Here is a 24,065-nt window from a genome sequence, read left to right as displayed (position 1 = left end):
TTGAAACCAAATTGGCCATCGCGTACTCGGGGGACCATGTCCACGGTGATACCGCCCGTCGAGGACGGCGGCAGGCCTGAGCCCGAACCGGCACAGCCCCGCGCCCGCCATCGTAAGCCGGAGAAGCGTGACGGGGTGCTGCTCGGCCTCAAGATCGGCGCGTTCGTCGTCGCGGTGGGAATCGTCGTCGGGGTCATGTCGGTGCTGTCCGACAGTCCGCGGCCGCAGCCCGAAGGCGCCGACCCGCGCAAGCCGGTCACCACCACCACTCCCACGACGACAGTGCGGCCGGGCAGCCTGCCCGCGGAGCCGTCGGTCTCGCCGCCACCGCCGCCGGTCGCGTCGACGGTCCTCGCCGGTCCGCCCGCCATTCCCGTTCCGGCAACGACCACGACCACGACCACGACTCGTCCGACCAAGACGAAGAAGCCCGCCCCCGGCTCCGTCACCGTCGGCGAAGAGTGCGACACCCCTGGGGCGCTCGCGTTCGTGGGTTTCCGCGCGGTGGTCTGCCGCAGCGGCAGTCCGGGTGAACCGCCGCGCTGGCACTTGGTCTGACCGCGCGACGCTGAACATCGGGCGAACGTCGGGTGAAGCCGATCTTCGCGGCATGCCGTGCTTTCTACGGTGTGCCAAGGAGGTGACGCCTGCGATGTCCTGGGTGTCGAACAATCTGGAAGCGACGGTCGGGCTCGCGGGACTCGCGGCCTCGGTGGTCGGCTATCTGGCCGCGTTGTGGCTCAAGCGAAAGCGCATCAGCTACCGGGTCCATTTGGACACTCCGGTCGGGGTGACGCCCGCGCACGGCGGCGAGATCGAAGTCGAGTGGCGCTACCAGGGCGAGGTCGTCAAGGACCCGAGCTTCGCGCTGGTGCGCATCATGAACACCGGCAGCCAGGAGATCCGCGAGGACGACTTCCGTGAGCCGCTGGCGCTGGAGTTCGGCGGCAGGCGGGTGGTCGACGCGAAGGTGATCGAGGCCGACGACACGCTCATGCGGATCGTCGCCAGGGACAAGGCTTGGCCGCCGGTGGGGGACACCGAACTGGTGCTGCCCAAGGTCCCGCTCAACCGCAAGAACCGGATCAAGGTGCTGGTCCTGCTGACCGGCAAGGCGGACAAGAAGTCGTCCGTCGCGTGTGTCGGGTTCCTCAGCGGCGGGAAGATCGTCCGCGACACGACCACTGGAAACGGCCCCAGCAAACGGAGTCTGGTGCTCAGCGGGACCGCGATGCTGCTGGTGGGGGCGTCGCTGGCGCTGCTGATCAGCAGCCCGTGGAGCTCGCGCCCGACCATCTGCGCGGCGGGTGAGGTCAAGATCACCGGCTCCAGCGCGTTCGACCCGGTGGCCAAGGACATCGTGGCCACCTACCTCAAGCAGTGCGATTCGGCGGCCGTCACCGTGCAGGGCCGCGGCAGCCTCGACGGGCTGCGCGAACTCGACAACATCGCCCGCAACGACCCGGCCCAGCGCGAGGCCCGCATCGTGATGTCCGACGGGCCCGCGTCACGCAACTACCACAACCTGACCCCGCACCCGGTCGGCGTGGTGGCGTTCTCGGTCGTGGTCAACAAGGCCACCGGGCGGCACGCGCTCACCGCCGACCAGGTCAAGGCGATCTTCAGCGGCGACGTGACGAACTGGAACCAGGTCGGCGGCCCGGACCTGCCGATCAGCGTCGTGAGCCGCGGCGGGGGATCGGGCACCCGGCTGGCGTTCGAGGAGAAGGTCTTAGGCAGGCCCGAACCCGGTTTATCGTCCAACGACTGCGTCCGCCGCGACCGCGACCCGGCCGCGAAGGTGACCCGCTGCGAGTACGACTCGACCGCCGCGCAGCTCGACGAGGTCGACCGGCTGCCCGGCGCGATCGGCTACGCCGAGGTCAGCGCGACGACGAAGTACACCAACCTCAACCGGATCAAGCTCGACGATCGCGACCCGGATCTTGATTCGGTGATCAAGCGCGGCTACCCGTTCTGGGCGGTCGAGTACCTCTACACCTACGGCCCGCCGCAGAACGGCAGACTCGTGGACTCGCTGCTGGAGTACATGAACTCCGACGCGGCGAAGAACATCCTCCGCCGCGCCGGATACGTCCCCTGTGTGGACGGCCCACAGGACCTCATGGGCACCCTCTGCCGCTAGAGGAACGGCACCGCCCAGCAGTTCGACAGCGCGGGAAGCCCGGCGAAGCGCGCTTCCAGCCAGGCGAACGCGCCCGGGTAGCTCGCGACCGCGCCGCCCACGTGGGTCGGGCCCAGGTTCGGGGCGAGCCGGACGTTGGCGTCCTTGTCGCACCAGTTCGACGCCAGGGTCTTGCCGACGCTGTACGGGATGACGTCGTCGAGGGTGCTGTGCGAGATCAGCACCGGGACGGTCGGCTTGATCCGGCCGATCCGCTGCTCGTCGATCACGGTCTTGAACAGCGGGTTGTTGGCCAGCAGGTCCGTGATCGGCTTGCCGTCGGCGGTCAGCGTCGCCGACTTCTTGAACGCGGCCGCGGGCAGCGCCTCCAGCGTGCACTTGCCCGCGACGTCGGCGAAGACCTGCTTGCCGGTGGCGTTGAGGTACGGGTCCATGTCGATGCCGTAGCCGGCGGCCAGGCCGTAGGTCGCGTAGCCGAGGAACGCCATGTACAGGCTGCCGTCGAGAGTACGGGCGACCGCGGACAGGTCGGCGGGCACCGCGCCCATCGATACGCCCTTGAGCTTCAGCTCCGGCGCGTAGGTCGGCGCGAGCTCGGCCGCCGAGGCCGCCGCGCCACCACCCTGGGAGTACCCGTGCACCGCGACCGGCCCGTTCGCCGGGACACCGGCCGCGGGCAGCCGCTGGGCCGCGCGGATCGAGTCGAGGACGGCGTGGCCTTGGACGACCCGGTTCATGTACGTGTGCGTGCCGTCGGTGCCCAGACCCTGGTAGTCGGTGAGGGCCACGGCGTACCCGCGGGTGATCAGCCCCAGCACGAACGGGCCCTCGTACTCGGTGCCCACCGTCAGCTGCCGCGACGGCGCGCAGTGGTCGGCGAGACCCTGGGTGCCGGGGGCGTACCCGACGATCGGCCGCTCGCCGACGCCGAACCACGCGGACTTCGGGGTGATCACCGTGCCGCTGACCGCGATCGCCTTGCCGGTGCGGTCCGTGGAGCGGTACAGGACCCGCTGCACGTTGGCGTCGATCTTGATGAGGTTGATCGGGTCCAGGTAGAAGATCGACGGCTCGCTGCGGATGACGTCGCCGTTGTTGGCGGGCAGGGTCGTCGGGGTCTCGTAGAACGGCTGGGCGCTCGCGCTGGGAACGGCCAGCAGCCCGGCCGCCGCCACACCCGCGGCGACGGCCAAGACCCCTAGGCGGCGGGAGAGTCGAAACTTCACAGTGATCTCCTGGAAACGGCAGGGACGGTTACCGGGGAGTAACCCGTCTGTCTGACTGTGAGCTGGGTCCCAGGAGGTGTCAACGTTCTTTGTTCGCGCGAACTGTTCGCGCTGTTCGCCGCGCTAAGGAAGTGCCGGGACGCCGGCGACGGGGGACTCGCCAGAGGTAGATCTCCGGCTGGGTCGCGACCGTCCTGCCCACCTTGACGGGATCACGTCGTCGAGCAGGTGTGCGCCGACCCCGGCCGATCCTGGCGAACACCCCGCCCGATCCCCGTCGCGAGGGCGCTGCGTGCGCGTGGGGCGACGGCGAGTTCCGCGGTGTGTGGCTGTCGCTGAAGAGGGCGGCGCCGGCCGAGGGCAAGCTCGGCTGGTAGATCGAAGTTCACCCGGAAGCCAGATCTGTCGTGGCGGGAATCTGAGTAACTTTCAACTCGGTGACCCTGTTGATGATTCACGCCACGTGAGGGGCTGTTCATGAACCGACATCTGGTCCGGGCCGCTGTTGCCGCCGCCGCGCTCGTCTCGTCCGTCCTCTTCGCGCCAAGCGCGACCGCCGCTCCCGCGGTCAACCTCGCCGCCGACACCGCCGCCGAGGCGCGCGCGGTCGCCGCCCACTGGACGGAGCAGGCGATGCGTGAGGCCATCCCGCTCGACGCGCTCACCGTGGACGCGTCCCGGCTGGTGTCCACAGTCGCCAAAGGCGTGCCGCGGGTGATCTCGCCGACCGCCTATCCCAACGGCGGCAGCGCCTGGACCGGGTCGGGGTCGGTCGTGAAGACCGTGGGCCGGGTGTTCTTCACCTACCAGGGCCGCAACGCCTCGTGCAGCGGCAATGCGGTGACCAGCGCCAACAAGAGCACCGTGATGACCGCCGGGCACTGCGTGAAGCTCGACGGCGCCTACCACACGAACTTCGTGTTCGTTCCCGGCTACAACAACGGAAACGCGCCGTACGGCACGTGGACGGCCAAGGCGACGATGGCCACGCCGCAGTGGAACGCCAGTGAGGACATCAACTACGACGTCGGCGCCGCCGTCGTCAACCCGCTCAACGGCCAGAGTCTGACCGATGTCGTTGGGGCGCAGGGAATCGCGTTCAACCAGCCCAAGTCGCAGAACATGTACGCCTTCGGCTACCCGGCGGCATCGCCGTACGACGGCAGCAAGCTGATCTACTGTTCGGGTGGGACGTTCTCGGCGTTCCTCAGCAACGGGATCGGCATGACCTGCAACATGACCGGCGGGTCCAGTGGCGGCCCGTGGTTCAAGTCCTTCGTCGAGGGAACCGGCGTCGGCGTGCAGAACTCGGTCAACAGCTACAAGATCAATTTCTTCCCGACCTGGATGTTCGGCCCGTATTTCGGGGCCGACGCGCAGAACCTCTACAACACCGCGCAGGCGAGCTGACGCGACACGGTCCCGCGGCGGTGGTCCGCGGGACCGTGTCGCCTGCCGGGCATGCGAGACTGCAGGCGATGAGCGCGCAAGATGATCTTCAGTCGATGGCCATGGTGAACTACGGACACTTCACCTCGATGCGGGTCGACCGCGGCCGGGTCCGCGGCCTGGCCCGGCACCTCGAAAGACTCGACCGCGACGCCCGCGTGGTGTTCGGGCTCGGGATCGCCGAGGACCTGGTCCGCGCCGAGATCCGGCGGGCGATCGAGGGCAGCACGCAGCCGGTTTACGCGCGTGCCAACGTCTTCGGCCCCAAGTTCGACCCCCGGGTGCCGGAGGCCGAGGTGGAGCCGGACGTCGTGGTGACCATCGGCGAACTGCCGCCCGACGACGCCCCGCCGCTGCGCGTGCGCACCGCCGGCTACCAGCGCGACCTGCCGCAGGTCAAGCACGTCGGCACGTTCGGCCTGTTCTACCAGCGCCGCATCGCCCGCAAGGCGGGCTTCGACGACGCGCTGTTCGTCAACCCCGACGGCCAGGTGTCCGAGGGCTCCACCTGGAACATCTGCTTCCTCGACGGCGACAAGGTCGTCTGGCCGAGCGCGCCGGTGCTGCCGGGCATCGCCATGGGCCTGATTCAGAGCGGGATGACCCGCAGCGGGCTGGACTATGACGTGCGGCCGGTCGCGATGTCGGAGCTGTCCGGTTTCCGCGCGGCGTTCGCCACCAACGCGCTGAGCCCGGTCCGGGCGATCTCGGTCATCGACGAGGTCGAGTACGAGGTCGACGAGAAGGCCGCGGCCCGGCTGCGCCGCAGTCACGACCTGACCCCCGAGGAACGGGTGTGAGGTTCGAAGGGTTCGGCGAGTACGCGGTCGACTTCTTCGACGGTCTGGTCGCGGACAACTCCAAGACCTACTGGGACGCCAACAAGTCGACCTACGAGGCCGACGTCCGCGCGCCGATGCAGGCGTTGTTGGGGGAGTTGGAGAAGGAGTTCGGCGGCGAGTTCGGGGCGCCGAAGGTGTTCCGGCCGTTCCGCGACGTGCGCTTCGCGAAGGACAAGACGCCGTACAAGACCAACTGCGGCGGCGTGATCGAGGCCGGTCGGGGCGGCGGCGCCTACTACGTCGAGGTCAGCCCCGCCGGTCTGCGCACCGGCGGCGGCTGCTTCCACCTGGAGTCCGACCAGCTCGCCCGGTACCGCGCCGCGGTCGCCGAGGAGATCCACGGTGAGCGTCTGCGCTCGATCCTGGCCACGCTGACGCGCGCGGGCTGGGAGATCCGGGGTGATCAGCTCAAGACCGCCCCGCGCGGATACGACAAAGACCACGAGCGGATCGACTTGCTGCGCTACCGCTCGGTCTACGCCGCGCGTGTCTGGGAGCCCGACGACGTCCTGCATGAGCGCGCGTGCTTCGACCGCGTGCGCAAGGCGTGGCGTCAGCTCCGGCCATTCAACGAATGGGCGAGGGACCATGTTGGCGTCGCGGTGGACAGTTGATCTCCGCAGGCTGAACAATCTGAATCGAAACTTAACTTACCGGCCGGTACATCATGATCGGTCAAGCTCCGCGGTCTAAGCTGCCTTCGTGAGCCGACGCGCGAAGATCGTTTGTACGATGGGACCTGCCACCGCCACTCCGGAGAAGCTCCGTGAGCTCGTGGCGGCGGGCATGGACGTGGCCAGGATGAACTTCAGCCACGGCAGCCACAGTGACCACAAAGAGATCTACGACCTCGTGCGCGCCGCGTCCGACGAGGCGGGCCGCGCGGTCGGCGTGCTGGCCGACCTGCAGGGCCCGAAGATTCGCCTCGGCACCTTCGCGGGCGGTCCCGTCCAGTGGAACACCGGCGACGTCGTGCGGATCACCGTCGAGGACGTCGCGGGCACCCACGACCGCGTCTCCACCACCTACAAGGGCCTCGCCAACGACGCGAAGCCCGGCGACCGCCTGCTCGTCGACGATGGCAAGGTCGGTCTGACCGTGCTCGAGGTCGACGGCCAGGACGTGGTCTGCGAGGTCACCGAAGGCGGCCCGGTCAGCAACAACAAGGGCCTGTCCCTGCCCGGCATGGACGTCTCGGTCCCGGCCATGTCCGAGAAGGACATCGAGGACCTAGAGTTCGCCCTGCAGCTGGGCGTCGACTTCATCGCACTGTCCTTTGTGCGCTCGCCCGCGGACATCGACCTGGTGCACCAGGTGATGGACCGCGTGGGCAGGCGCAGGCTGCCGGTGATCGCCAAGCTGGAGAAGCCGGAGGCGGTCGACAACCTCGAAGCGGTGGTCCTGGCGTTCGACGGCATCATGGTCGCCCGCGGCGACCTGGGCGTCGAGCTGCCGCTGGAGTACGTCCCCATCGTGCAGAAGCGCGCGGTTCAGATCGCCCGCGAGAACGCCAAGCCAGTCATCGTCGCCACCCAGATGCTCGACTCGATGATCAACAACTCCCGCCCCACCCGCGCGGAGGCCTCGGACGTCGCCAACGCGGTCCTGGACGGCGCCGACGCCCTGATGCTGTCCGGCGAGACCAGCGTCGGCCGCTACGCCGTCGAGTCCGTGCAGACGATGGTCCGAATCATCGAAGCCGTCGAAACCGAGTCCACCCCGGACGCCGTGCCGCCGTTGACCCACGTCCCCCGCACCAAGCGCGGCGTGATCTCGTACGCGGCCCGCGACATCGGCGAACGCCTCAACGCCAAGGCCCTGGTCGCCTTCACCCAGTCCGGCGACACCGTCAAGCGGCTCGCCCGACTCCATACGAAGCTGCCGCTGTTGGCCTTCACCCCGGAACCTCACGTCCGCAGCCAGCTCGCCTTGACCTGGGGCACGGAGACGTTCCTGGTGCCCCAGGTCGACTCCACCGACCAGATGGTCCGGCAGGTGGACCTCTCGATGCTGGCCATGGGCCGCTACCAGCCCGGCGACCTGGTCGTCATCGTCGCCGGTTCCCCACCCGGAACCGTCGGCTCCACCAACCTCATCCGAGTCCACCGCCTAGGCGAAGAAGACCACGCCTAACACGCGAGTCGCCCCTTCCAGCAAGTGAGTCGCCCCTCCAGGCAACCGAGTTCACCATTCAGACCAGTGAGTTCGACATTCGGGAGCATCGGCGTCGGTTGCCGCCCGCCGCCGAAGCCTGAAGCGCCTCGAAGGGGTGAACTCACCTTGTCTGAACGTTGAACTCGGTTGCCTGAACGTTGAACTCGGTTGCCTGGAGGGGCGACTCACTTGCTGGAAGGGGCGACTCGCGGGTGTGGTGGGGTCGGCTAGGGTCGAGCGATGACTGAGGTTGCGCGGGCGGCGGCTGAGGCGTTGGACCACGAGCCGCTGACGGCTGACGGTGTCCCACGTGGACAGGCTGTGCTCGACCGGCTTGTCGCTCTGCTCGATCTGGAGAAGATCGAGGAGAACATCTTCCGCGGGGTCAGCCCGAGCCACTCGCCGGTGCGCGTGTTCGGCGGGCAGGTCGCCGGTCAAGCACTGGTCGCCGCCGGGCGGACGGTGCCGCCGGAGCGTGGGGTGCATTCGCTGCACGCCTACTTCATCCGCGGTGGCGACCCGAGTGTGCCGATCGTCTACGAGGTCGACCGGATCCGGGACGGGCGCTCCTTCACGACCCGCCGCGTTGTCGCTGTGCAGCACGGTAAGGCGATCTTCGCGTTGTCGGCGTCGTTCCAGAAGGTGGAACAAGGGGTCGAGCACGCCGAGAAGATGCCGGACGTGCCCGCTCCGGGCGGGTTGCCGACCCACGGTGAGTTGATGACCCCCGAGCTGAAGGCCAAGTTCGGCCGCATCGCCGACCGGCCGCGGCCGATCGACATCCGCTACGTCTCCGAGCCGCCGTGGCTTTCGCGGGACACCGGGCCCCGGGAGGCGAGCAACCAGGTGTGGATGCGGGCCGACGGCACGCTCCCCGACGACCCGCTGCTGCAGGTCTGCGTGCTCGCCTACGCCTCCGACATGACCCTGCTCGACGCGATCCTCGCCCGGCACGGCGTCTACTGGGGTACCGACAACGTCATGGGCGCCAGTCTCGACCACGCCATGTGGTTCCACCGGCCGTTCCGGGCCGACGAATGGGTCCTCTACGACTGCGTTTCCCCAAGCGCGTCGGGTGGGCGCGGTCTCGCGACGGGCCGGTTCTTCACCCAGTCCGGCGAACTCATCGCGACCGTCGTCCAAGAAGGACTGATCCGGATCGGCTGACCACGCGACTCGAGCTCTCTAGCGGTAGAGAGGAGTCTCGCTCTCTTCGGTCATCAGCAGGCACAGGTGCGCCGTGAGATACGCGCGGCACGGTGCCGGCGCCTTGGTGAACAGCCGGGTGCGGCAGGTCGGGCAGCGGCCCTGCGCGTCCGGGTGGTGCTCGTCCAGCAGCGCCTGCAGCGCGGAGACGATGCGGGGGAGTTCGCCGCGGGCCAGTTCGGCGGCGGCGTGCTCACCGCTCTCCGTCGCCCGGGTGCTGAGCGTGGACAGATAGTCCTGTAACGACGATTCCATGTGCCCGAAGATCGACTCGTTCACCCGGGTCCTTCCGGTCGGCGGCGCGGCGGGCCGCAAGACAGGTCTTTCCTACAGAGACTGCGTGGTCCTGGCGGCATTCTGCAAGTTGCAATACACGATCGGGTGACGACACGGGCGCGTCCGGTGAGCCGCTCACAGACTGACCGCAAAACGCGGAGGAGAGTCCCTTGTGTCCGGCAAGATCAGCATTGAGACTTGCCGTGCGCGGACCCAGTCGCACCCATCCGTGGGCGGGGTCGTTATGCCCGCAGTTGAAACGAGGTGAAACCAGGTGGCGCGAGACCTCAGCCCGACAGTGCGTCGCAGGCGGCTCGCGGGTGAACTGAGGAGATTCCGGGAGTCCGCGAACCTGACGATCGACGAGGTCGGCGACAAACTCGAATGCTCGGCGTCGAAGATCAGCCGCATCGAGACCGGCCACGTCGGCGTCACCCCGCGCGATGTGCGCGACATGCTCGAGCTCTACGGCATCGAGGAGGACCGGCGCGAAGCCCTCGTCCAGCTCGCCAGGGAAGCCCGGCAGAAGGGCTGGTGGCACGCCTACACGGAGGTCTTCACCGGCTCCTTCGTCGGACTGGAGTCCGAGGCCGCGTTCCTGCACACCCACCAGGCCCTCCTTGTCCCCGGCCTGCTGCAGACCGAGCACTACACCCGCGCCGTCATCCGGGCCATCCGCCCCGACGTCGAGGACGACGAGATCGACAAGCGGGTCAAGGGCAGGCTGGCCAGGCAGCGGCTGCTCACCGACCCGCACCCGCCCGAGTACTGGGCGGTGATCGACGAAGCCGTGCTGCACCGCGTCGTCGGCGGACCCGAGGTGATGCGCGCCCAGCTCCACCGGCTCGCCGAGGCCGCCGCGATGCCGCACGTGACCCTGCAGGTCGTCCCGTTCGCGACCGGCGCGCATGCCGGAATGGAGACTCCGTTTCTTATTCTGGGATTCCCCGAACAGGCCGATCCTGATGTCGTCTACGTCGAGAACACCACTTCGGGTGTCTACTTGGAACAGCCGTCGGATGTCCGCCGGTATACGTTGATGTTCGACCATTTGCGCGCGGCGGCGTTGAAGCCCGATGACACCGTCGACCTGGTCCAGCGGACAGCCGATCGGCTGGGTCGCGAATCCGGAAAGAATGAGAGGAGCGGGGCGTGACCGTTTCTGGGCTTGCCCGCGCGGAATGGCGCAAGAGCAGCCGCAGCGGCGCGGGCAACGACTGTGTCGAGCTCGCAGTCGGCACCAGCGCGACAGCGGTTCGTGACTCCAAGAACGCGGAGCACGGACACCTGGCTTTCGCCGACATCGAATGGCGGGTGTTCGTCGTCGCCCTGAAGGGCGACGAGTTCGACGCTCGCTGAGCCATGACGGATCCCTTACCTGCCGCCGTGCGCCCCTGACCGGCGGCGGGTAAGGGGTCCGCGGCTCAGGACCGCGTGATCACCCGATGCCGGGCCCCTCGCCTCAGCGGCACTCTCCTCATCACTGGAGTTCGAAGCGATGAGGAGACAGATGATGTGGACCACCGAGGCCATCAACGCAGAGGTCAACTACCGGCGCAACGGCACGCGGGACCTCACCAGCAGGCTGCACCTGCACGAGGTCAAGCGCACCGGACCGTCCTGGGTGACCCGGGTGCTGCACCTAAGCGGCCCCCGAACAAGCGAGCGTTCGGCCAACTGATCCAGCGCGCCGAGGTTGTGCGACCATGCCAGCCATGCCGCGTCTGGGTTCTGGAATTCCGCTGGTGGCGCGCGGCCGTGAACTTCGCGGTCTGCGCGCCGCTTTCGACGCGGCCGCCTCCGGCCGGGCCGGTGCCGTCCTGCTTGCTGGGGACGCCGGAGTCGGCAAGACGAGAATGACCGAAGAAGTGACCGCCTTCGCCGTCGAGCAGGGCGCGCTGGTGCTGACCGGCCGCTGTCTCGACATCGGTGAGGCGGGCCTGCCTTATCTCCCGATCGCCGAGGCCCTCTCCCGGGTCCAAGACCGGGTGCGTGACTGGACCGCCCTGAGCAGGCTGTTCCCCGGTGCGGGCGCCCCCGCCGGACCCGATCCCGGCCAGTTCGCCGCGGGCATGGGCATGCCGTCGAGCGGCTCACGCTCCGAGCAGGACATCGGCCAGCTGCAGCTCTTCGACGCCGTGCACGGCGTGCTCGACGACCTGGCCCGCGAGACGCCGGTCGTGGTCATCCTGGAGGACCTGCACTGGGCCGACGCCTCGACCCGCAGCCTGCTGTCCTTCCTGCTGTCCCGTCTGCGCGGACAGAAGCTGTTCATCCTGGGCACGTACCGAAGCGACGACCTGCACCGCCGCCACCCGCTGCGCCCCCTGCTCGCCGAACTTGTCCGGCTCCCGCAGGTCGAGCGCATCCAGCTCACCCCGTTCGGCAACGCCGACTCCCGCCTGTTCGTCGCCGCGCTCGCCGAGGAGCGGCTGAGCGAGCCGGTGCTGCGTGAGGTCGCGGGCCGGTCCGAGGGCAACGCCTTCTTCGCCGAGGAACTGCTCGCCGCGACCGCCGAGGGCGGCGGCGGCATCCCGACCACGCTGGTCGACGTCCTGATGTCGCGCGTCGAACGCCTCAGCCCGGCCGCCCAGAGCGCGATAAGGGCCGCGTCCGTCGGCGGTCGCCGGGTGCCCGACGCCCGGCTGCGCGCGGTCAGCGACCTGGGGGACACCGCACTCGAGGAAGCGCTGCGCGAGGCCGTGCAGCACCACGTGCTCGTGCCCGGGGAAGGCGACGCCTACGCCTTCCGGCACGCGCTGATGCGCGAGACCGTCTACGGCGACCTCCTGCCGGGCGAGCGGGTCCGGCTGCACGCCGCGTACGCGCGTGAGCTGTCGAAGGAGTGCGGCACCTGCGGGACCGCCGCCGCCCTCGCCCACCACAGCATGGAGAGCCACGCACTCGGCCCGGCCTTGGTCGCGTCCGTGCAGGCTGCGGAGGAAGCCGAGGGGCAGGGCGCGCCCGCCGAGGCACTCGACCACCTGGAGCGGGCCCTGAAGTTGTGGGAGGCGGTCCCGGCCGCCGACCGGCCCGACATCAGCGAACTGACCCTGCTGCGGCGGGCGTCGTGGGTCGCGGGGACGTCCGGGGACCCGGAGCGGGCCATCGCGTTCGCACGGTCCGCCGTCAAGGCCGCCGACCGCAGTGAGGACCCGGAACACCAGGCCACCCTGCGCCGCCGCCTGGCGCAGGCGCTTTATGTGCTCGACGGGCGTGAGCAAGAGGCGCTGGAGAACATCGAGAAGGCGTGGGCACTGGTCACCGACCGGCCGCCCAGCCCCGACCAGGCGTGGGTCCTCGCGGCGTACGCGACCATCCTGCGCGCCCTGCGCCGTCGCGACGAGGCCGAGGGATACGCGCGCCGGGCCATCGAGGTGGCGGAAGCGGTCGACGCGGGCGGTCCCGCGGCCGAGGGCCTGATCACCCTGGCCATCCTCGCCGAGTCCCGCGGGCTCGCCGAGGAGTCCCGCGACATGCTCGTGGAGGCCATGCGGCGGGCGGCGGCCGTCGAGGCCATCACCGTGGAGCTGCGTGCCCGGTTCTTCCTGGCGATCAACTTCTACGAGCACGGTCTCCTGACCGACGCGATCGCCGCCGTCGACGGCGGTGTCGACCGCGCCCGCGAAACCGGCCTCACCTGGAGCGCCTTCGGCCTGGAGTTGCGTGTCGTGCAGGTCGTCATGCGGTACGCGGCGGGGGACTGGGACGGCAGTGAGGCGGCGGCGGAACCGCCCGGCCACCGCGTGTCCAACACCGTCTCGGCGCGACTGGCCGCCGTCGGCGCGCACGTCGCCGTGGGCCGTGGCCGCTTCGCCGAGGCCGAGCGACTGGTCAACGAACTGCGGTCGGATTGGCACCGAGACATCCAGATCCCGCTGGTGGCGGGTGGTGTCGGCGCGGAATTGGCGACGTGGCGCGGCAGGCCCGACCGTGCTGTCGAGTGGGTCCGCGACGCCCTGGAATGGGTCGCGCAGGCGGGCGGGGCGACCCTGCTCGCCGCGATCCGGATGTCCGCGCTGGGCATCGCCGCCCACGCCGACCTCGCCGCCGCGGCCACCACCCGGCGCGACGTCGAGGCGGCCCAGCTCTCGACCGTCGAAGCCCGGCGCCTGGCCGAACTCGCCCGCGACACCGCGCGTGACGGTCGTCCCCTGACCGGCACCCTGGGCCCGGAGGGCCGCGCCTGGCTGGCCCGCGCCGAGGCCGAACTGGGTCGTGTCGGCGGCCCCGGCGACCCCGACCTGTGGCGAGCCGCGGTCGACGCCTTCGACTACGGCGCGGTGTACGAGCAGGCGGTGTGCCGGAGGCGGTTGGCCGAGGCCCTGCTCGCCGCCGACCGCCGCGACGAGGCGGCCGTCGAACTCCGCTTGGCCGACGCGGTGGCGGCCCACCTCGGAGCCCGACCGCTGCGCGAGGCTGTCCGCAAGGCGGCCCGCAGGGGACGGGTATCACTCGACGAGAACGTGGAGACTCGCGACGAAGTCGACCTGTTCACCCCACGAGAGCGGTCGGTGCTTGGGCTGGTGGCGTTGGGCAGGACGAACCGGCAGGTCGGGGATGAGTTGTTCATCAGCGAGAAGACGGTGAGTGTCCACTTGAGCCGGATCATGGCGAAGCTGGGCGCGAGCAGGCGGGCGGAAGCGGTGGCGGTCGCCTACGAGCGCGGCTTGCTCACCGAGCAGTCGCCCACGGCAGGCTGAGGCCAGTCGGGCGGCCCGTTGCCCGCGGGCACCCGGGTCTGGCTCAGAACTCCCAGACCCACCCAGTCCCATCGGCGGCGTCGCTCTTCAGCGCCGCGTTGCCCGACTTGTACTTGGTGTCGAACACGATCTTCCCGGTGGTCTTCGCACCCGGCTTGTGATGGCGGGTGAGCTGCTGGGACGCCGGGAAGCAGGCGTTCGCGGCCGCGGTCGAGACGATGGTGTCGATAACGTCATCTCCCACAACCTCGAACGACCCCGCATGCAGGTGCTTGAGCTCGTCCGCGTACTTCTCCATCGGCTCCACTGTCATCGTGAAGACCCGGCCGACAGGATGACCTCGTCGCCGCCGCGGACGTCGAGTCCGAGCACGGACAGGATGCTGCGGGACGGCCGCTGGCGAGCAGCGTCGACAGGTCGATCACGGTGATCTGCCCGGTCCGCCGGTCGGTCAGGTCGATCCCCGGCGGCCCCGCCTGCGGCCTGCCGCCGATGGAATCCGAGCACCCCGCCACCAACAGCGCACCAGCCAACAACACCGCGAGCTTCAACCGCATGTACTCCCCCTGGTAGGCCGATCAGCGAGGCAGGCGCTTGAGGGCCTTCAGGCCGATCGTCAGTGCCTTCGTCCACGCCTTCGACGGGATCCTCTTCCACCCGCGCAACGGAACCACGCGCTGCGCGGCGATCGTTTGCGCCTCAGTGTATTTGGTGAGGCCTTCTTCGCCGTTGCGCCTCCCCACCCCCGACTCGCCCATGCCGCCCATCGGCGCGTCGAGGCTGCCGAACGCGGCGCCGAAGCCGTCGTTCACGTTGACCGTGCCCGCGTGGATGCGCTTGGCCACCCGCTCGCCGGTGCGCCTGCTGCGGGTCCACACGCTGGCGTTGAGGCCGTAGCGGGTGGCGTTGGCCTGGTCGATGGCCTCCTGCTCGTCGCTGTAGCCGTAGATCGACACGACCGGGCCGAAGGTCTCCTCAGCGAACAGGAGCATGCCTTCGCGGACGTCGGTCAGGATCGTCGGCTCGTAGAACAGCGGGCCGAGTTCCGGGCGCGGCTTGCCGCCCGCCAGCACGGTGGCACCCTTGCCCCGGGCGTCCTCGACGTGGTGGTCGATCGTCTTGAGCTGCTCGGCGGAGGTCAGCGAGCCCAGGTCCGGGCCGTAGGACAGGTCCGCGCCGATCTTGACGGCCTTGGTCCTGGCCACGAACGCGCGGGTGAACGAGTCGCGGATGCTTTCGTGGACGTAGATGCGCTCCACCGACACGCACAGCTGGCCCGCGGAGGAGAAGCACGCGGTGACCGCGCCCGCGGCGGTCTTGTCGACGTCGGCGTCGGGCAGCACGATCATCGGGTTCTTGCCGCCGAGCTCCATCGAGTAGCTGGTCAGCAGCGCCGCCGCCTTGGCGGCCAAGCCCTTGCCGGTCTCGGTGGAGCCGGTGAAGCCGAGGTAATCGGCCTCCTCGATCAGCGCGGTGCCGATCTTCGAGCCGCGGCCGAGGACGATCTGCCAGACGTCCTTGGGCAGCCCGGCCTCCTCGGCCAACTCCTGCAGCCACAGGGCGGACAGCGCGGTCTGGTTGTCGGGCTTCTGCACGAGGGTGTTGCCCGCGATCAGCGCCGGGATGGCGTCCATGCCGGTGAGGGCGAGCGGGTAGTTCCACGGGGAGATCATCGACACCACACCCTTGGGGTGGCGCACCTGCGTGGTCCGGGTGAACACCGGCAGTGCGCCCGCGCGCCTGCGGGGGGCGAGGAACTTGGCGGCCTTGCGGCCGTAGTAGGACGCCGTCATCGCGGTGACCGCGACCTCGTCGTAGGCGTCGAGCCGGGACTTGCCGGTCTCGACCTGCATGATGTCAAGGACCTCGTGCTGCCGTTCGAGCAGCAGGTCGTGCAGGCGCAGGAAGATCCGCGACCGGTCGGCCACCGGCGTGGCCGCCCAGCTCACCTGGGCCACCCGGGCCCGGGCGAACGCGCGGCGCACATCGGCGTCGTCGATCTGCGGGAGCGTGATGATGGGCTCGCCCGTGAACGGCGCGGCCATCCGCACAGTGGTCGCGTCGGTGCCGGTGACGGCGCGATCGACCAGTTCGGTCGCACGGACCACCGTGGGCGCGCCGGTTACTCCACCGATGGTCGCTGAGGTCGTGGCCGTGCTCATGGGCGCTCCTTCGCTCGACACTGAGCGCCCCATGTTACTTCCGAGTAGCACCTTCCGTCGCAGTGGCGGCGGTCACGTCATCCGCCTGGACGGAACTGTCCACCGTGATGGCTACGCGGAGCATGCTGTCCTCGTAGCGCACGGTCACCGGATGGGCGGCGGACCGGGCGGCCCGCTCGAACCCGATTTCCTGCGACAGGCACCAGGCGATCATCCGCCGGTGGCCCTCGGCGCGGGCGATGCCGCCGAGCCGGTCGATCATCGCGGTGCCCACGCCCTGGCGCTGCCAGCCGTCCTCGACCAGCAGCGAGATCTCCGCCTCGGCCGGGTCGTTGGTGCGGATGAGCTGGGCCATCCCGATGACCTCGGTGCCGCACAGCGCCAGCAGCGTCTTGCCGCGCGGCGGCTGCAGCAGACGGTGCAGCCAGCGGCGGGGGAGGGTGCGCAGACCCGAGTGGTACCGGGCGAAGAGGGTCTGCGCGGAGCAGCGGGCGTGTAGGTCGGCGACCGCGTCACCGTCGGCGGGTGTGCCGGGGCGAAGGACGATGCCCGCGCCGTTGTTCGCGATGACCGCGCTCGGGGCGCCCGCGGCGGTCACGCCCGCGGTCAGCACCTCGCTGAACGCCGCGACCCGGGCCAGTTCCACCTCGGTGAACGGCGCCCAGCCGCGCCGGGCGACCAGGGTGATGTCCTTGCCCAGGCGCAGGACCGCGAGGTGTCCGCTGGGGTCGGACTCGGTGTCACCGGCTTCGGCGACGCGCACCGAGTCGGCGCCGAGCATCGTGCGCACGGCCTCGGCGGTCGCGGCCTGGTCACGCAGGGCGGCGCCCGCGGCGCGCAACGCGGCGGTGGTCCGGTCGACCATCTGCCGCACCTGAGCACGCGTGATGCCGACGCAGCGGCCACCTTCGGCGCGGATGTCGTCGATCAGGGACGCGGGCTCGGTGCCCGCGGGGGTGCTCACGACGATCTCGTCGATGACGCCGCCGGGCACCGGGAGCACTGAGAGCCCGAGAACGTTGCAGTCCCGCGCGGCGAGGCGGGTGGTGACCCGGGCGAGCGTGCCTGGACGGTCGTCCAGGCGGATACGCAGCCGCCAGGTCGTGGGCTGGGTCGCGGTGGTCGTGTCCATGCTTTGAGGATGCAGGGCGAAGATTGCCTGCCGGGGGCCTCGATGTTTCGGGCATGTGATGGGTTGCCGCCCGATCCGCCGCCCTTTCGGCCCTCGTAGCCCCGGGCGGACGGGGCCTACGGTCGGTTCCGGACCACACGCGGCGAGGCGGCGACATGGTGGGTACATCGGAATTCTCGCAGGCCCAGGCGTTTTGCTACACCCTGCCCGACACCCCGATAGCCGCCGCCTCGGTCGACATCGGACACGTCGCCGTGGCCGTCTCCCTCACCCTGCGCGGCGATTTGGCCGTGACGACCACCACGTCCCCCGAGGCCTCGGTTTCCCAGGTGCGAACCAGAAGCCTGGCGGTCGTGCGGGATGTGGCGACGGGCGTGATGGTCGGCGGCATCGGCTCCACGACAGCCCGCGTCACCTCGGGCGCGGGACACGTGTTCACCCAGGCGGGCCGCACCTTCCGCCCGCCGAACCGAATGGCATTCACCGGCAAGTGTGCGGTGGGCTACATCCGGGGAGAGGTGCGGGTGTCGGGGGAAGTGGGGTATGCGCTGGAGGTGTCCGCCCTGCCCCACCACGAGGACACACCGCCTTGGGACGGATCACCGGATGCCCGAACCTGGTTCGCCCGACACGACCACGAGCTCTCGGCGGTCGGCGTGATGGTGCTGGTGGCAGTGCCTTTCGCCCCCGGCCCACTGGTGAGCCGCTGACGCCCTGGACAGCCGGGCAGCGTGCGGTCGTCAGCCACCGATGATGACAGTGCCCGTGGCGATGATGGTGCCCTTGGGCAACGGGGCCGGGTCGTTGCACGTAGTGACCTTGTCGCCGTTGCGGGCGGCGGGTTTGTTGTTGATCAGGACGCTGGAGCTTCCTTTGAGGACAGTGCCCTGATTCGTCGGCGGCACCTGAAACGTCGACGGTGGCGGAACGATGTGCGGTGGCGAGTTCGTCACCGTGCTCCCCGTGACCGCCGCGGGCATTCCGCCGATCATCACGTTCGTACTGCACCCTCCGGTGATCGTGCCGACGAACGGCAGTGGCGTGACAGTCGGCACCGGGCCGCCAGCGGACGGGACCATGACGATGTGGTTGTCCGTCGCCATGACCTTGTCGCCCTGTTTCGCGGCGAAGCTCATGTCGGGTCACCGACCGGTGTCCGCACCCACCGCTTGTTTCCTGCCGGGGCGAGTGGGGCGGGGACCTCTTGGTTGGAGCGCAACGTGATCCGCTCGGCGGGCGCCGCCAGGTCGGTCTCCACCGGCGGTAGGTAAGGCGCGCTCACCGAGATGATGAAAGCGGCTCGCGCGGGCATGCCGAGGCTGCTCCACAGGTCGCCCGGATCGTTCCGTGACACCGAGAGGAACACCGGGTCGCCGGTTTCCGCCAGGGTGCCGCTGAGGCAGTCGGCGGGGATCGAGTCGGCGAAGATCATGGTCCGCAAGGCCAAATCCAGCAGCCGGTGTTCGTCCCCGACGCCGGTGGCGCGGGCTGTGACCAAATAGGACAGCGCGCACCTGCGGGCCGGCTGCTGCCGGGACAGCACCGCCCCGCGGTCGTCGCGGGTTTCGCCCCAGCCGGACTCGCGGCCACGGGGGTCGTCGTGCAGCCCGAAGAGGAACAGGTCGAGGACCTTCGACGGGCGCTCGGTCTGCCAGGTCGGCTTCGGCGGGTCGAGCCGCACCGCCGTCCCCTCCGGCAGGCAGCGGCCGAGCATCAGGCACAGGGCGTCGTCCACCTCGGTGATCACCGGACCAGTGTGGGCGCGGCAGGCCGCGGGCGCGACGGTCCGCCGCTCGTCCTATCGGTGCGCCGAGTCCGCCCGAAGGGGCGGTCCTGGCCGCCCCAGGCCCCGCCCCCGGACGACTGCGTTCGACCCGGCCCGCCCAGCAAGCTCGGGACACGAGTCCCGCGGTCTACGACTCGGCCCACCCGACGGTGTAGGGAGATCCTTCGATGGCCAGCAGCTATCTAGCGCCAGGCGTGTACATGGAGGAGGTGTCCTCCGGCTCGCGGCCCATCGAGGCGGTCGGCACCGCTGTCGCCGCGTTCGTGGGGTTCGCCGAGCGCGGCCCCCTGCACGAGCCCGTCCTGGTGACCAACTGGACGCAGTTCAAGACCAACTTCGGCGACTTCGTCGACGGCTACTACCTCGCGCACGCCGTGTACGGGTACTTCCAGAACGGCGGCGGCGTCGCCTACGTGGTCCGCGTCGGCGGTGCGGGTGCGGAGGGCAACGGCCACACGAACGGCCAGATCACCTCCGTGCCGATGGCTGAGCTGCCCGGCACGGGCGGCACCGGCCTCACGATCACCGCGCGCTCCGTCGACCCCGAGCTCACCGTGGAGGTGGCGCCCGCCTCGGAAGAGGGCGACGACACCTTCAAGCTGGTGGTCAAGCGCTCCGGCGAGCCGGTCGAGACCTTCGACAACGTCAGCGCCAAACGCGGCCCGAACAACGTGGCCACCGTGGTGAAGCAGCAGTCGAAGCTGATCAACGTCGAGGAGACCAAGGGCAAGGCCCTTGCCGTGCCCAAGGCGGGCGAGACCGCGCTGACCGCGCCGCCGCCCGTCCCGGAGAAGGTCGACGCCACCGAGTACGTCGGCAACTCCTCGGACCGCACCGGCTTTGGCGGCCTGGAGGCGATCGACGAGATCACCATGCTCTCGGTGCCCGACCTGATGGCCGCCTTCCAGCGCGGCGCGTTGACCATGGACGACGTCAAGGCCGTGCAGCTGGCCATGATCGCCCACTGCGAGCTGATGGCCGACCGCGTGGCGATCCTGGACACCCCGCCGGGACTCAAGGCGCAGCAGGTCAAGGACTGGCGGATGGACTTCGCCGGTTACGACTCCAAGTACGCCGCCCTGTACTGGCCGTGGATCAAGGTCGCCGACCCGGTCGCGGGCAAGCAGGTGTTCGTCCCGCCGAGTGGCCACATGGCAGGCATCTGGGCCCGCAACGACTCCAGCCGCGGCGTCCACAAAGCACCGGCGAACGAGGTCATCCGCGGCGCGGTGACGCTGGAACTCAACATCACCAAGGGCGAGCACGACCTGCTCAACCCGATCGCGGTGAACTGCATCCGCTCCTTCCGCGGCCAAGGTATCCGCGTGTGGGGCGCGCGCACGCTGTCCAGCGACCCGGAATGGCGCTACCTCAACGTCCGCAGGCTGTTCAACTACGTCGAGAAGTCCATCCTGCAAGGCACCAACTGGGTCGTGTTCGAGCCGAACGACCCGAAGCTGTGGGACTCGGTCAAGCGCACGGTGACGATGTTCCTGCGTCGGGTCTGGCGCGACGGGGCGCTGTTCGGCCGCACCCCGGCGGAGGCGTTCTTCGTCAAGTGCGACGAGGAGAACAACCCGCCGGAGAACCGCGACGCGGGCATCCTCACCGTCGAGATCGGGATCGCGCCGGTCAAGCCCGCCGAGTTCGTCGTCTTCCGCATTTCGCAGTTCTCCGAAGGCGCGGGCCTTGAGGAGTGACGCCGGCATGACCCACACCAGCTAGGAAGGATCGACCATGGCCGCAGGCCTGAGCTCCAGCCAACCCAACGACGCCCTCACCGCCGCCCGGTTCTCGATCACCATCGACGGCTACGAGATCGCCTCGTTCTCCGAACTGCAGGGCATCACCACCGAGGTCGAACCCGTCGAGCTGATGGAGTCGACCGACAAGGAGGTCGTGCTCAAGAAGCTGCCCGGCAAGACCAAGCCCGCCACGCTGGTCCTCAAGCGCGGCAAGAACGCCAGCATGGAACTGTGGGCGTGGCACGAGGCCGTGCTGATGGGCGACATCGTCGCGGCCCGCAAGAGCTGCTCGCTCATCATGTACGGCACCGACGGCAAGCCGGTCGCCCGCTACCACCTCGAACACGCGTGGCCGTCCAAGCTGGAGATCGGCGCGCTCAAAGCCGGGTCCAGCGAGGTGCTGATGGAGACGGTCACGATCGTGTCCGAGCGCATCCAGCGCGTGTCAGTCTGAGATGAGCACAGTGACGGCGCCTGGAGACACCGGGCTGCGCACGGAATACCCGTTCACGCTGCCCCGCGGGTTCGTCGACGAGCACGGTCGGGTGCACCGCGACGGCGTGATGCGGCTGGCGACCGCGCGCGACGAGATCACCACGCAGGCCGACCAGCGCTCCAAGCAGAACCCGGCGTACCTGACCGTGCTCCTGTTGGAGCGCACCATAACCACGCTCGGCGATCTGGCCGCTGTGGACACTTTCGTCGTGGAGAACCTGTTCGCCTCCGACATGGCCTTCCTGCAGGACCTCTACCGGCGCATCAACGCCGACGGACACACCGAGGTCGCGGTGCACTGCCCCCAGTGCGGCACCGGCTTCGCGGTCGACGTGGCAGGTGATGCCCCGGGGGGATCGTGACGTACGCGCCCGACCGCCTGTGGGAGGAGGTCGCGTACGTCGCCTACTACCTGCACTGGACGTTCGACTCGATCCTCGACCTCGAACACCCGGTGCGCGACCGGCTGATCACCGAGATCGGCCGCATCCACAGCAGACTCGACGAGTGAGCAGGGGAGGGACCGGATGCGCTGGCCATTCCGACGGGCGTCACACGCCACCGCACCGGTCCCCGCCGTCTCGCCGGAGCGGGCCCGCGGCGAGTGGGTCCTGGTGCCGCCCATGCCCACGACGTTCGCCGCGGCCGCACCCCTGGTGACCGGACCGGCGCCGGTCCAGCCGCCGCTGCCCGGCCGCACGGCCGTCGTCCGCTCGCATGTCCCGCCCGCGGTCGGGCGGGTCGAGGGAATCGCGCGGGCACTGCCGCTGCCCGCCGTCCGGCCCGCCGCCGAGCCGCTGCCGCGGCGGCCGAAGGTCCACAAAGGACGAGCGGTGGGACAGCTCACCGAGGCCACCGAGGCGTATGTGGGCGAGGCGCGGGAACCGGCGGAGCCGTACCGCGCGCCCGGCTGGATGCGGTATGTCCCGGAGTGGATGCGGCAGAGCACACCCGAGCCCGACCCGGTTCCGCCGCCGCGGCCCTTCCCGTCCGTCGTGCCCGACCGGCCGCTGTCGATCCCGTCGAACATCCCAGCCAACCCGCGAATCCCCACCCCCGAGTCGGTGCTCCCGCAGCGGGTGGCGGAGATCGTGCGGTCGGCCGAACCGCCGCCGCCCGCCAGGCGTAGGCCGAGCCTCGGGCAGACCCGCAGGCTCGGCCTGGGGAGCCCGGTCTCGCGCCCGGCCGACGAACCGTTCGTCCCACCCGCCGAACCGCCGATGGTGGTCGACGCGGCCCCGGAGGAACCTCCGCCACCCGCGCCGCCTCCACTACCGCCGCAGCCGCCACCCGCCCCGCCGCCCCTGGTGTACCGGGCGGGCGGCGAGCCGCTGCCGCGGGTGACCGGACGGATCGTGCGCGACGAGGTGCCTCCCGACCTGGCAGGCACCTTGAAGCGTGACCGGGGCGCGGACGTCTCGGCCGTCCCGGTGTTCCGCGGACCGGCCGTCGACGCGGAGGCCCGGTCGCGGGGAGCGCGCGCGTTCGCCAAGGACGGCGCGGTGTTCCTACCCGAGTCTGCCGGTCCGACCAGCGCAACCAAGGCGAAAGCTTTGCTGGCGCACGAACTCGTCCACGTCGTGCAGCAGCGCACCCTCGGTTCGCTGCCCGCACTGTCCACACCGGAGGGTCGCGGGCTCGAAGCCGAGGCGGTGGCGGCCGAGCGCCAGTACGGCGGTCTCGCCGACACCCCGCTCATCCACCCGCCGCAGCCGCAGGCCGCCGAGCCCAGCGTGTCCGGACCGGCCCAGCTCGCGCCCACCGTGGTCACCCCGCCCGACCCCGTGCACTCGCATTTCGAGCGCGAGGCCCGCGAGGAGATCGACCAGATCGCCGAGAGCTCCGCGCACCGCGTGCTGGAGGAGTGGAACCACCCCGCCGCGCAGGGCGACCGCGAGCGCCGCACCCCCAGTGCTTCGCGCACGACCTCGGGCCTGCCCACCACCGTGGGCGGCGCGTTCGGCGACACGGTCGGCTTCACCGAGCGCCGTGGGGACGACGCCACCTCGCCCACCACATCCACCCGCGTCACCGGTGGGTCCGGCATGTTCGACCGGGCCGCCCGCCGCCAGGAAATGGAAACCGAGCTGCTCGACGCGCTCAACGCCGAGCAGGCCGAGCAGGGCGGGTCCCTGATCAGCCACCTCGGCGACGCCGACCTGGAACGCATCGAGCGCGCCCTCGACCGCGAGGAGCAAGGCGGCGGCCGGGGATCGTCGTCCACGCCGCGCACGATCAACCCGGCCGAGGGCGGCGCGTTCGGCGACACGGTCAGCTTCACCCAGCGCAGCGGCGACGACCTGCGCGACCCGCGCGCCCGTCAGACCGGCCAGACCGCCCAGACCGCCCAGGGTGCGGCGAGCAGGCTCAGCCTGGCCGCCGCCCTCTCCGCGTCGGCTGACTCCACGAGCGCCACGCCGAGCCGGACCGCACCCGGCGCCACCGAGCGGCTCAGCGACGCGGGCGGGACCTTCGGCGACACGGTCAGCTTCAGCGAGCCCACCGGCGATGACCGGTTCCGCGGCGGCCGCCACCCCGACGCGGCCACGTCGAGCACCGGCCGCGCGGGCACCGGGACCGCGGACATGCACGGCAGTGAGGAAGAGCCCGTGGACCTCGACCGGGTGGACATGGAGGACCTCACCGCCCGCCTCTACGACCGCGTGCGCAGCAGGCTGCGCCTGGAACTGCTGGTCGACCGGGAACGGTCCGGCCAACTCACCGACTTCAGGTAGGAGGAACC

The 24,065-nt window shown here is 70.1% G+C and carries 25 protein-coding genes; 18 read left to right on the top strand and 7 right to left on the bottom strand.

Annotation, left to right across the window (positions count from 1 at the left end; genetic code table 11):
- Nucleotides 1–36 precede the first annotated feature (36 nt).
- Both ACUZ2Y_RS09275 and ACUZ2Y_RS09270 read left to right on the top strand, forming a co-directional pair.
- Nucleotides 37–558, top strand: coding sequence for a hypothetical protein (locus ACUZ2Y_RS09275; RefSeq protein ID WP_476328874.1), 522 nt, complete (start codon nt 37–39; stop codon nt 556–558).
- Nucleotides 559–652: 94 nt separating this feature from the next.
- Entirely contained in the window at nt 653–2,146 is a 1,494-nt protein-coding gene (locus ACUZ2Y_RS09270; protein WP_476328872.1) for a PstS family phosphate ABC transporter substrate-binding protein, read from the top strand.
- Here ACUZ2Y_RS09270 and ACUZ2Y_RS09265 read toward each other — a convergent pair.
- A complete protein-coding gene (locus tag ACUZ2Y_RS09265; RefSeq protein ID WP_476328870.1) occupies nt 2,143–3,372 on the bottom strand; it encodes a lipase family protein in 1,230 nt (409 codons plus the stop codon). The two genes, ACUZ2Y_RS09270 and ACUZ2Y_RS09265, sit on opposite strands and share 4 nt — an antisense overlap.
- A gap of 230 nt (nt 3,373–3,602) precedes the next feature.
- Between ACUZ2Y_RS09265 and ACUZ2Y_RS09260 the strand changes: the two genes are divergently transcribed.
- The 6 genes from ACUZ2Y_RS09260 (at nt 3,603) to tesB (ending at nt 8,984) form a co-directional block, all read left to right on the top strand.
- Nucleotides 3,603–3,749: a hypothetical protein gene (locus ACUZ2Y_RS09260; RefSeq protein ID WP_476328868.1), complete on the top strand. Its 147-nt coding sequence runs from the start codon at nt 3,603–3,605 to the stop codon at nt 3,747–3,749.
- Between the two features lie 100 nt (nt 3,750–3,849).
- Nucleotides 3,850–4,782, top strand: coding sequence for a trypsin-like serine peptidase (locus tag ACUZ2Y_RS09255; protein ID WP_476328866.1), 933 nt, complete (start codon nt 3,850–3,852; stop codon nt 4,780–4,782).
- A 68-nt stretch (nt 4,783–4,850) separates the two neighbouring features.
- Nucleotides 4,851–5,621 carry an aminotransferase class IV gene (locus tag ACUZ2Y_RS09250; RefSeq protein WP_476328864.1) on the top strand — a complete coding sequence of 257 codons (771 nt, stop codon included), beginning with the start codon at nt 4,851–4,853 and terminating at the stop codon, nt 5,619–5,621.
- Nucleotides 5,618–6,277 (top strand): DUF2461 domain-containing protein, encoded by a 660-nt coding sequence (locus ACUZ2Y_RS09245; RefSeq protein WP_476328862.1) that lies wholly within the window; start codon nt 5,618–5,620, stop codon nt 6,275–6,277. The genes ACUZ2Y_RS09250 and ACUZ2Y_RS09245 overlap by 4 nt, the downstream gene beginning before the upstream one ends.
- Before the next feature lie 88 nt (nt 6,278–6,365).
- Nucleotides 6,366–7,796, top strand: coding sequence for a pyruvate kinase (gene pyk, locus ACUZ2Y_RS09240; RefSeq protein ID WP_476328860.1), 1,431 nt, complete (start codon nt 6,366–6,368; stop codon nt 7,794–7,796).
- 261 nt (nt 7,797–8,057) lie between these two features.
- Nucleotides 8,058–8,984, top strand: a complete 927-nt coding sequence (tesB, locus tag ACUZ2Y_RS09235) for an acyl-CoA thioesterase II (RefSeq protein WP_476328858.1) — start codon at nt 8,058–8,060, stop codon at nt 8,982–8,984.
- 18 nt (nt 8,985–9,002) lie between these two features.
- Here tesB and ACUZ2Y_RS09230 read toward each other — a convergent pair whose 3' ends face one another.
- On the bottom strand, nt 9,003–9,302 hold the full coding sequence (locus tag ACUZ2Y_RS09230) for a hypothetical protein (protein ID WP_431420842.1): 300 nt from the start codon (nt 9,300–9,302) through the stop codon (nt 9,003–9,005).
- 271 nt (nt 9,303–9,573) lie between these two features.
- Between ACUZ2Y_RS09230 and ACUZ2Y_RS09225 the strand changes: the two genes are divergently transcribed.
- The 4 genes from ACUZ2Y_RS09225 to ACUZ2Y_RS09210 all read left to right on the top strand — a co-directional run bounded on the left by ACUZ2Y_RS09225 (nt 9,574) and on the right by ACUZ2Y_RS09210 (nt 14,002).
- Nucleotides 9,574–10,455, top strand: coding sequence for a helix-turn-helix domain-containing protein (locus tag ACUZ2Y_RS09225; RefSeq protein WP_476328856.1), 882 nt, complete (start codon nt 9,574–9,576; stop codon nt 10,453–10,455).
- Nucleotides 10,452–10,658: a DUF397 domain-containing protein gene (locus tag ACUZ2Y_RS09220; RefSeq protein WP_476328854.1), complete on the top strand. Its 207-nt coding sequence runs from the start codon at nt 10,452–10,454 to the stop codon at nt 10,656–10,658. Before ACUZ2Y_RS09225 ends, ACUZ2Y_RS09220 begins: the two co-directional genes overlap by 4 nt.
- Nucleotides 10,659–10,797: 139 nt before the next feature.
- Nucleotides 10,798–10,980, top strand: coding sequence for a hypothetical protein (locus ACUZ2Y_RS09215; RefSeq protein ID WP_476328852.1), 183 nt, complete (start codon nt 10,798–10,800; stop codon nt 10,978–10,980).
- A gap of 25 nt (nt 10,981–11,005) precedes the next feature.
- On the top strand, nt 11,006–14,002 hold the full coding sequence (locus ACUZ2Y_RS09210) for a helix-turn-helix transcriptional regulator (RefSeq protein WP_476328850.1): 2,997 nt from the start codon (nt 11,006–11,008) through the stop codon (nt 14,000–14,002).
- Between the two features lie 43 nt (nt 14,003–14,045).
- On the opposite strand, the gene ACUZ2Y_RS09205 is transcribed toward ACUZ2Y_RS09210, so the two are convergent.
- The 3 genes from ACUZ2Y_RS09205 to ACUZ2Y_RS09195 form a co-directional block, all read right to left on the bottom strand.
- Nucleotides 14,046–14,300, bottom strand: coding sequence for a hypothetical protein (locus tag ACUZ2Y_RS09205; protein WP_476328846.1), 255 nt, complete (start codon nt 14,298–14,300; stop codon nt 14,046–14,048).
- Between the two features lie 280 nt (nt 14,301–14,580).
- Complete coding sequence (locus ACUZ2Y_RS09200) at nt 14,581–16,164, bottom strand: succinic semialdehyde dehydrogenase (RefSeq protein ID WP_476328844.1); 1,584 nt, start codon at nt 16,162–16,164, stop codon at nt 14,581–14,583.
- A gap of 34 nt (nt 16,165–16,198) precedes the next feature.
- The gene (locus ACUZ2Y_RS09195; protein ID WP_476328842.1) at nt 16,199–17,296 is read right to left on the bottom strand and encodes a GNAT family N-acetyltransferase; all 1,098 of its coding nucleotides are present in this window, start codon (nt 17,294–17,296) and stop codon (nt 16,199–16,201) included.
- A gap of 155 nt (nt 17,297–17,451) precedes the next feature.
- Here ACUZ2Y_RS09195 and ACUZ2Y_RS09190 point away from each other — a divergent pair, with 155 nt between their 5' ends.
- Entirely contained in the window at nt 17,452–18,006 is a 555-nt protein-coding gene (locus tag ACUZ2Y_RS09190) for a hypothetical protein (protein WP_476328841.1), read from the top strand.
- Between the two features lie 30 nt (nt 18,007–18,036).
- On the opposite strand, the gene ACUZ2Y_RS09185 is transcribed toward ACUZ2Y_RS09190, so the two are convergent.
- Both ACUZ2Y_RS09185 and ACUZ2Y_RS09180 read right to left on the bottom strand, forming a co-directional pair.
- A complete protein-coding gene (locus ACUZ2Y_RS09185) occupies nt 18,037–18,432 on the bottom strand; it encodes a PAAR domain-containing protein (protein WP_476328839.1) in 396 nt (131 codons plus the stop codon).
- The gene (locus ACUZ2Y_RS09180) at nt 18,429–19,043 is read right to left on the bottom strand and encodes a Pvc16 family protein (RefSeq protein ID WP_476328837.1); all 615 of its coding nucleotides are present in this window, start codon (nt 19,041–19,043) and stop codon (nt 18,429–18,431) included. The genes ACUZ2Y_RS09185 and ACUZ2Y_RS09180 overlap by 4 nt, the downstream gene beginning before the upstream one ends.
- 206 nt (nt 19,044–19,249) lie before the next feature.
- Here ACUZ2Y_RS09180 and ACUZ2Y_RS09175 point away from each other — a divergent pair, with 206 nt between their 5' ends.
- From ACUZ2Y_RS09175 to ACUZ2Y_RS09155, 5 genes are read left to right on the top strand one after another with little or no spacing between them, the layout of a single operon-like run.
- Nucleotides 19,250–20,782 (top strand): phage tail sheath family protein, encoded by a 1,533-nt coding sequence (locus ACUZ2Y_RS09175; RefSeq protein ID WP_476328835.1) that lies wholly within the window; start codon nt 19,250–19,252, stop codon nt 20,780–20,782.
- Between the two features lie 37 nt (nt 20,783–20,819).
- Complete coding sequence (locus ACUZ2Y_RS09170; protein WP_431422837.1) at nt 20,820–21,281, top strand: phage tail protein; 462 nt, start codon at nt 20,820–20,822, stop codon at nt 21,279–21,281.
- A 1-nt stretch (nt 21,282) separates the two neighbouring features.
- Entirely contained in the window at nt 21,283–21,684 is a 402-nt protein-coding gene (locus ACUZ2Y_RS09165) for a phage tail assembly protein (protein ID WP_476328832.1), read from the top strand.
- The gene (locus ACUZ2Y_RS09160; protein ID WP_091374686.1) at nt 21,681–21,833 is read left to right on the top strand and encodes a DUF6760 family protein; all 153 of its coding nucleotides are present in this window, start codon (nt 21,681–21,683) and stop codon (nt 21,831–21,833) included. Before ACUZ2Y_RS09165 ends, ACUZ2Y_RS09160 begins: the two co-directional genes overlap by 4 nt.
- A gap of 16 nt (nt 21,834–21,849) precedes the next feature.
- A complete protein-coding gene (locus tag ACUZ2Y_RS09155; RefSeq protein ID WP_476328830.1) occupies nt 21,850–24,057 on the top strand; it encodes an eCIS core domain-containing protein in 2,208 nt (735 codons plus the stop codon).
- Nucleotides 24,058–24,065 lie beyond the last annotated feature (8 nt).

The organism is Actinokineospora sp. UV203 (assembly GCF_056323665.1).
Note: the sequence above shows the minus strand (reverse complement) of the source record. Positions and strands in the feature narration are given on the sequence as shown.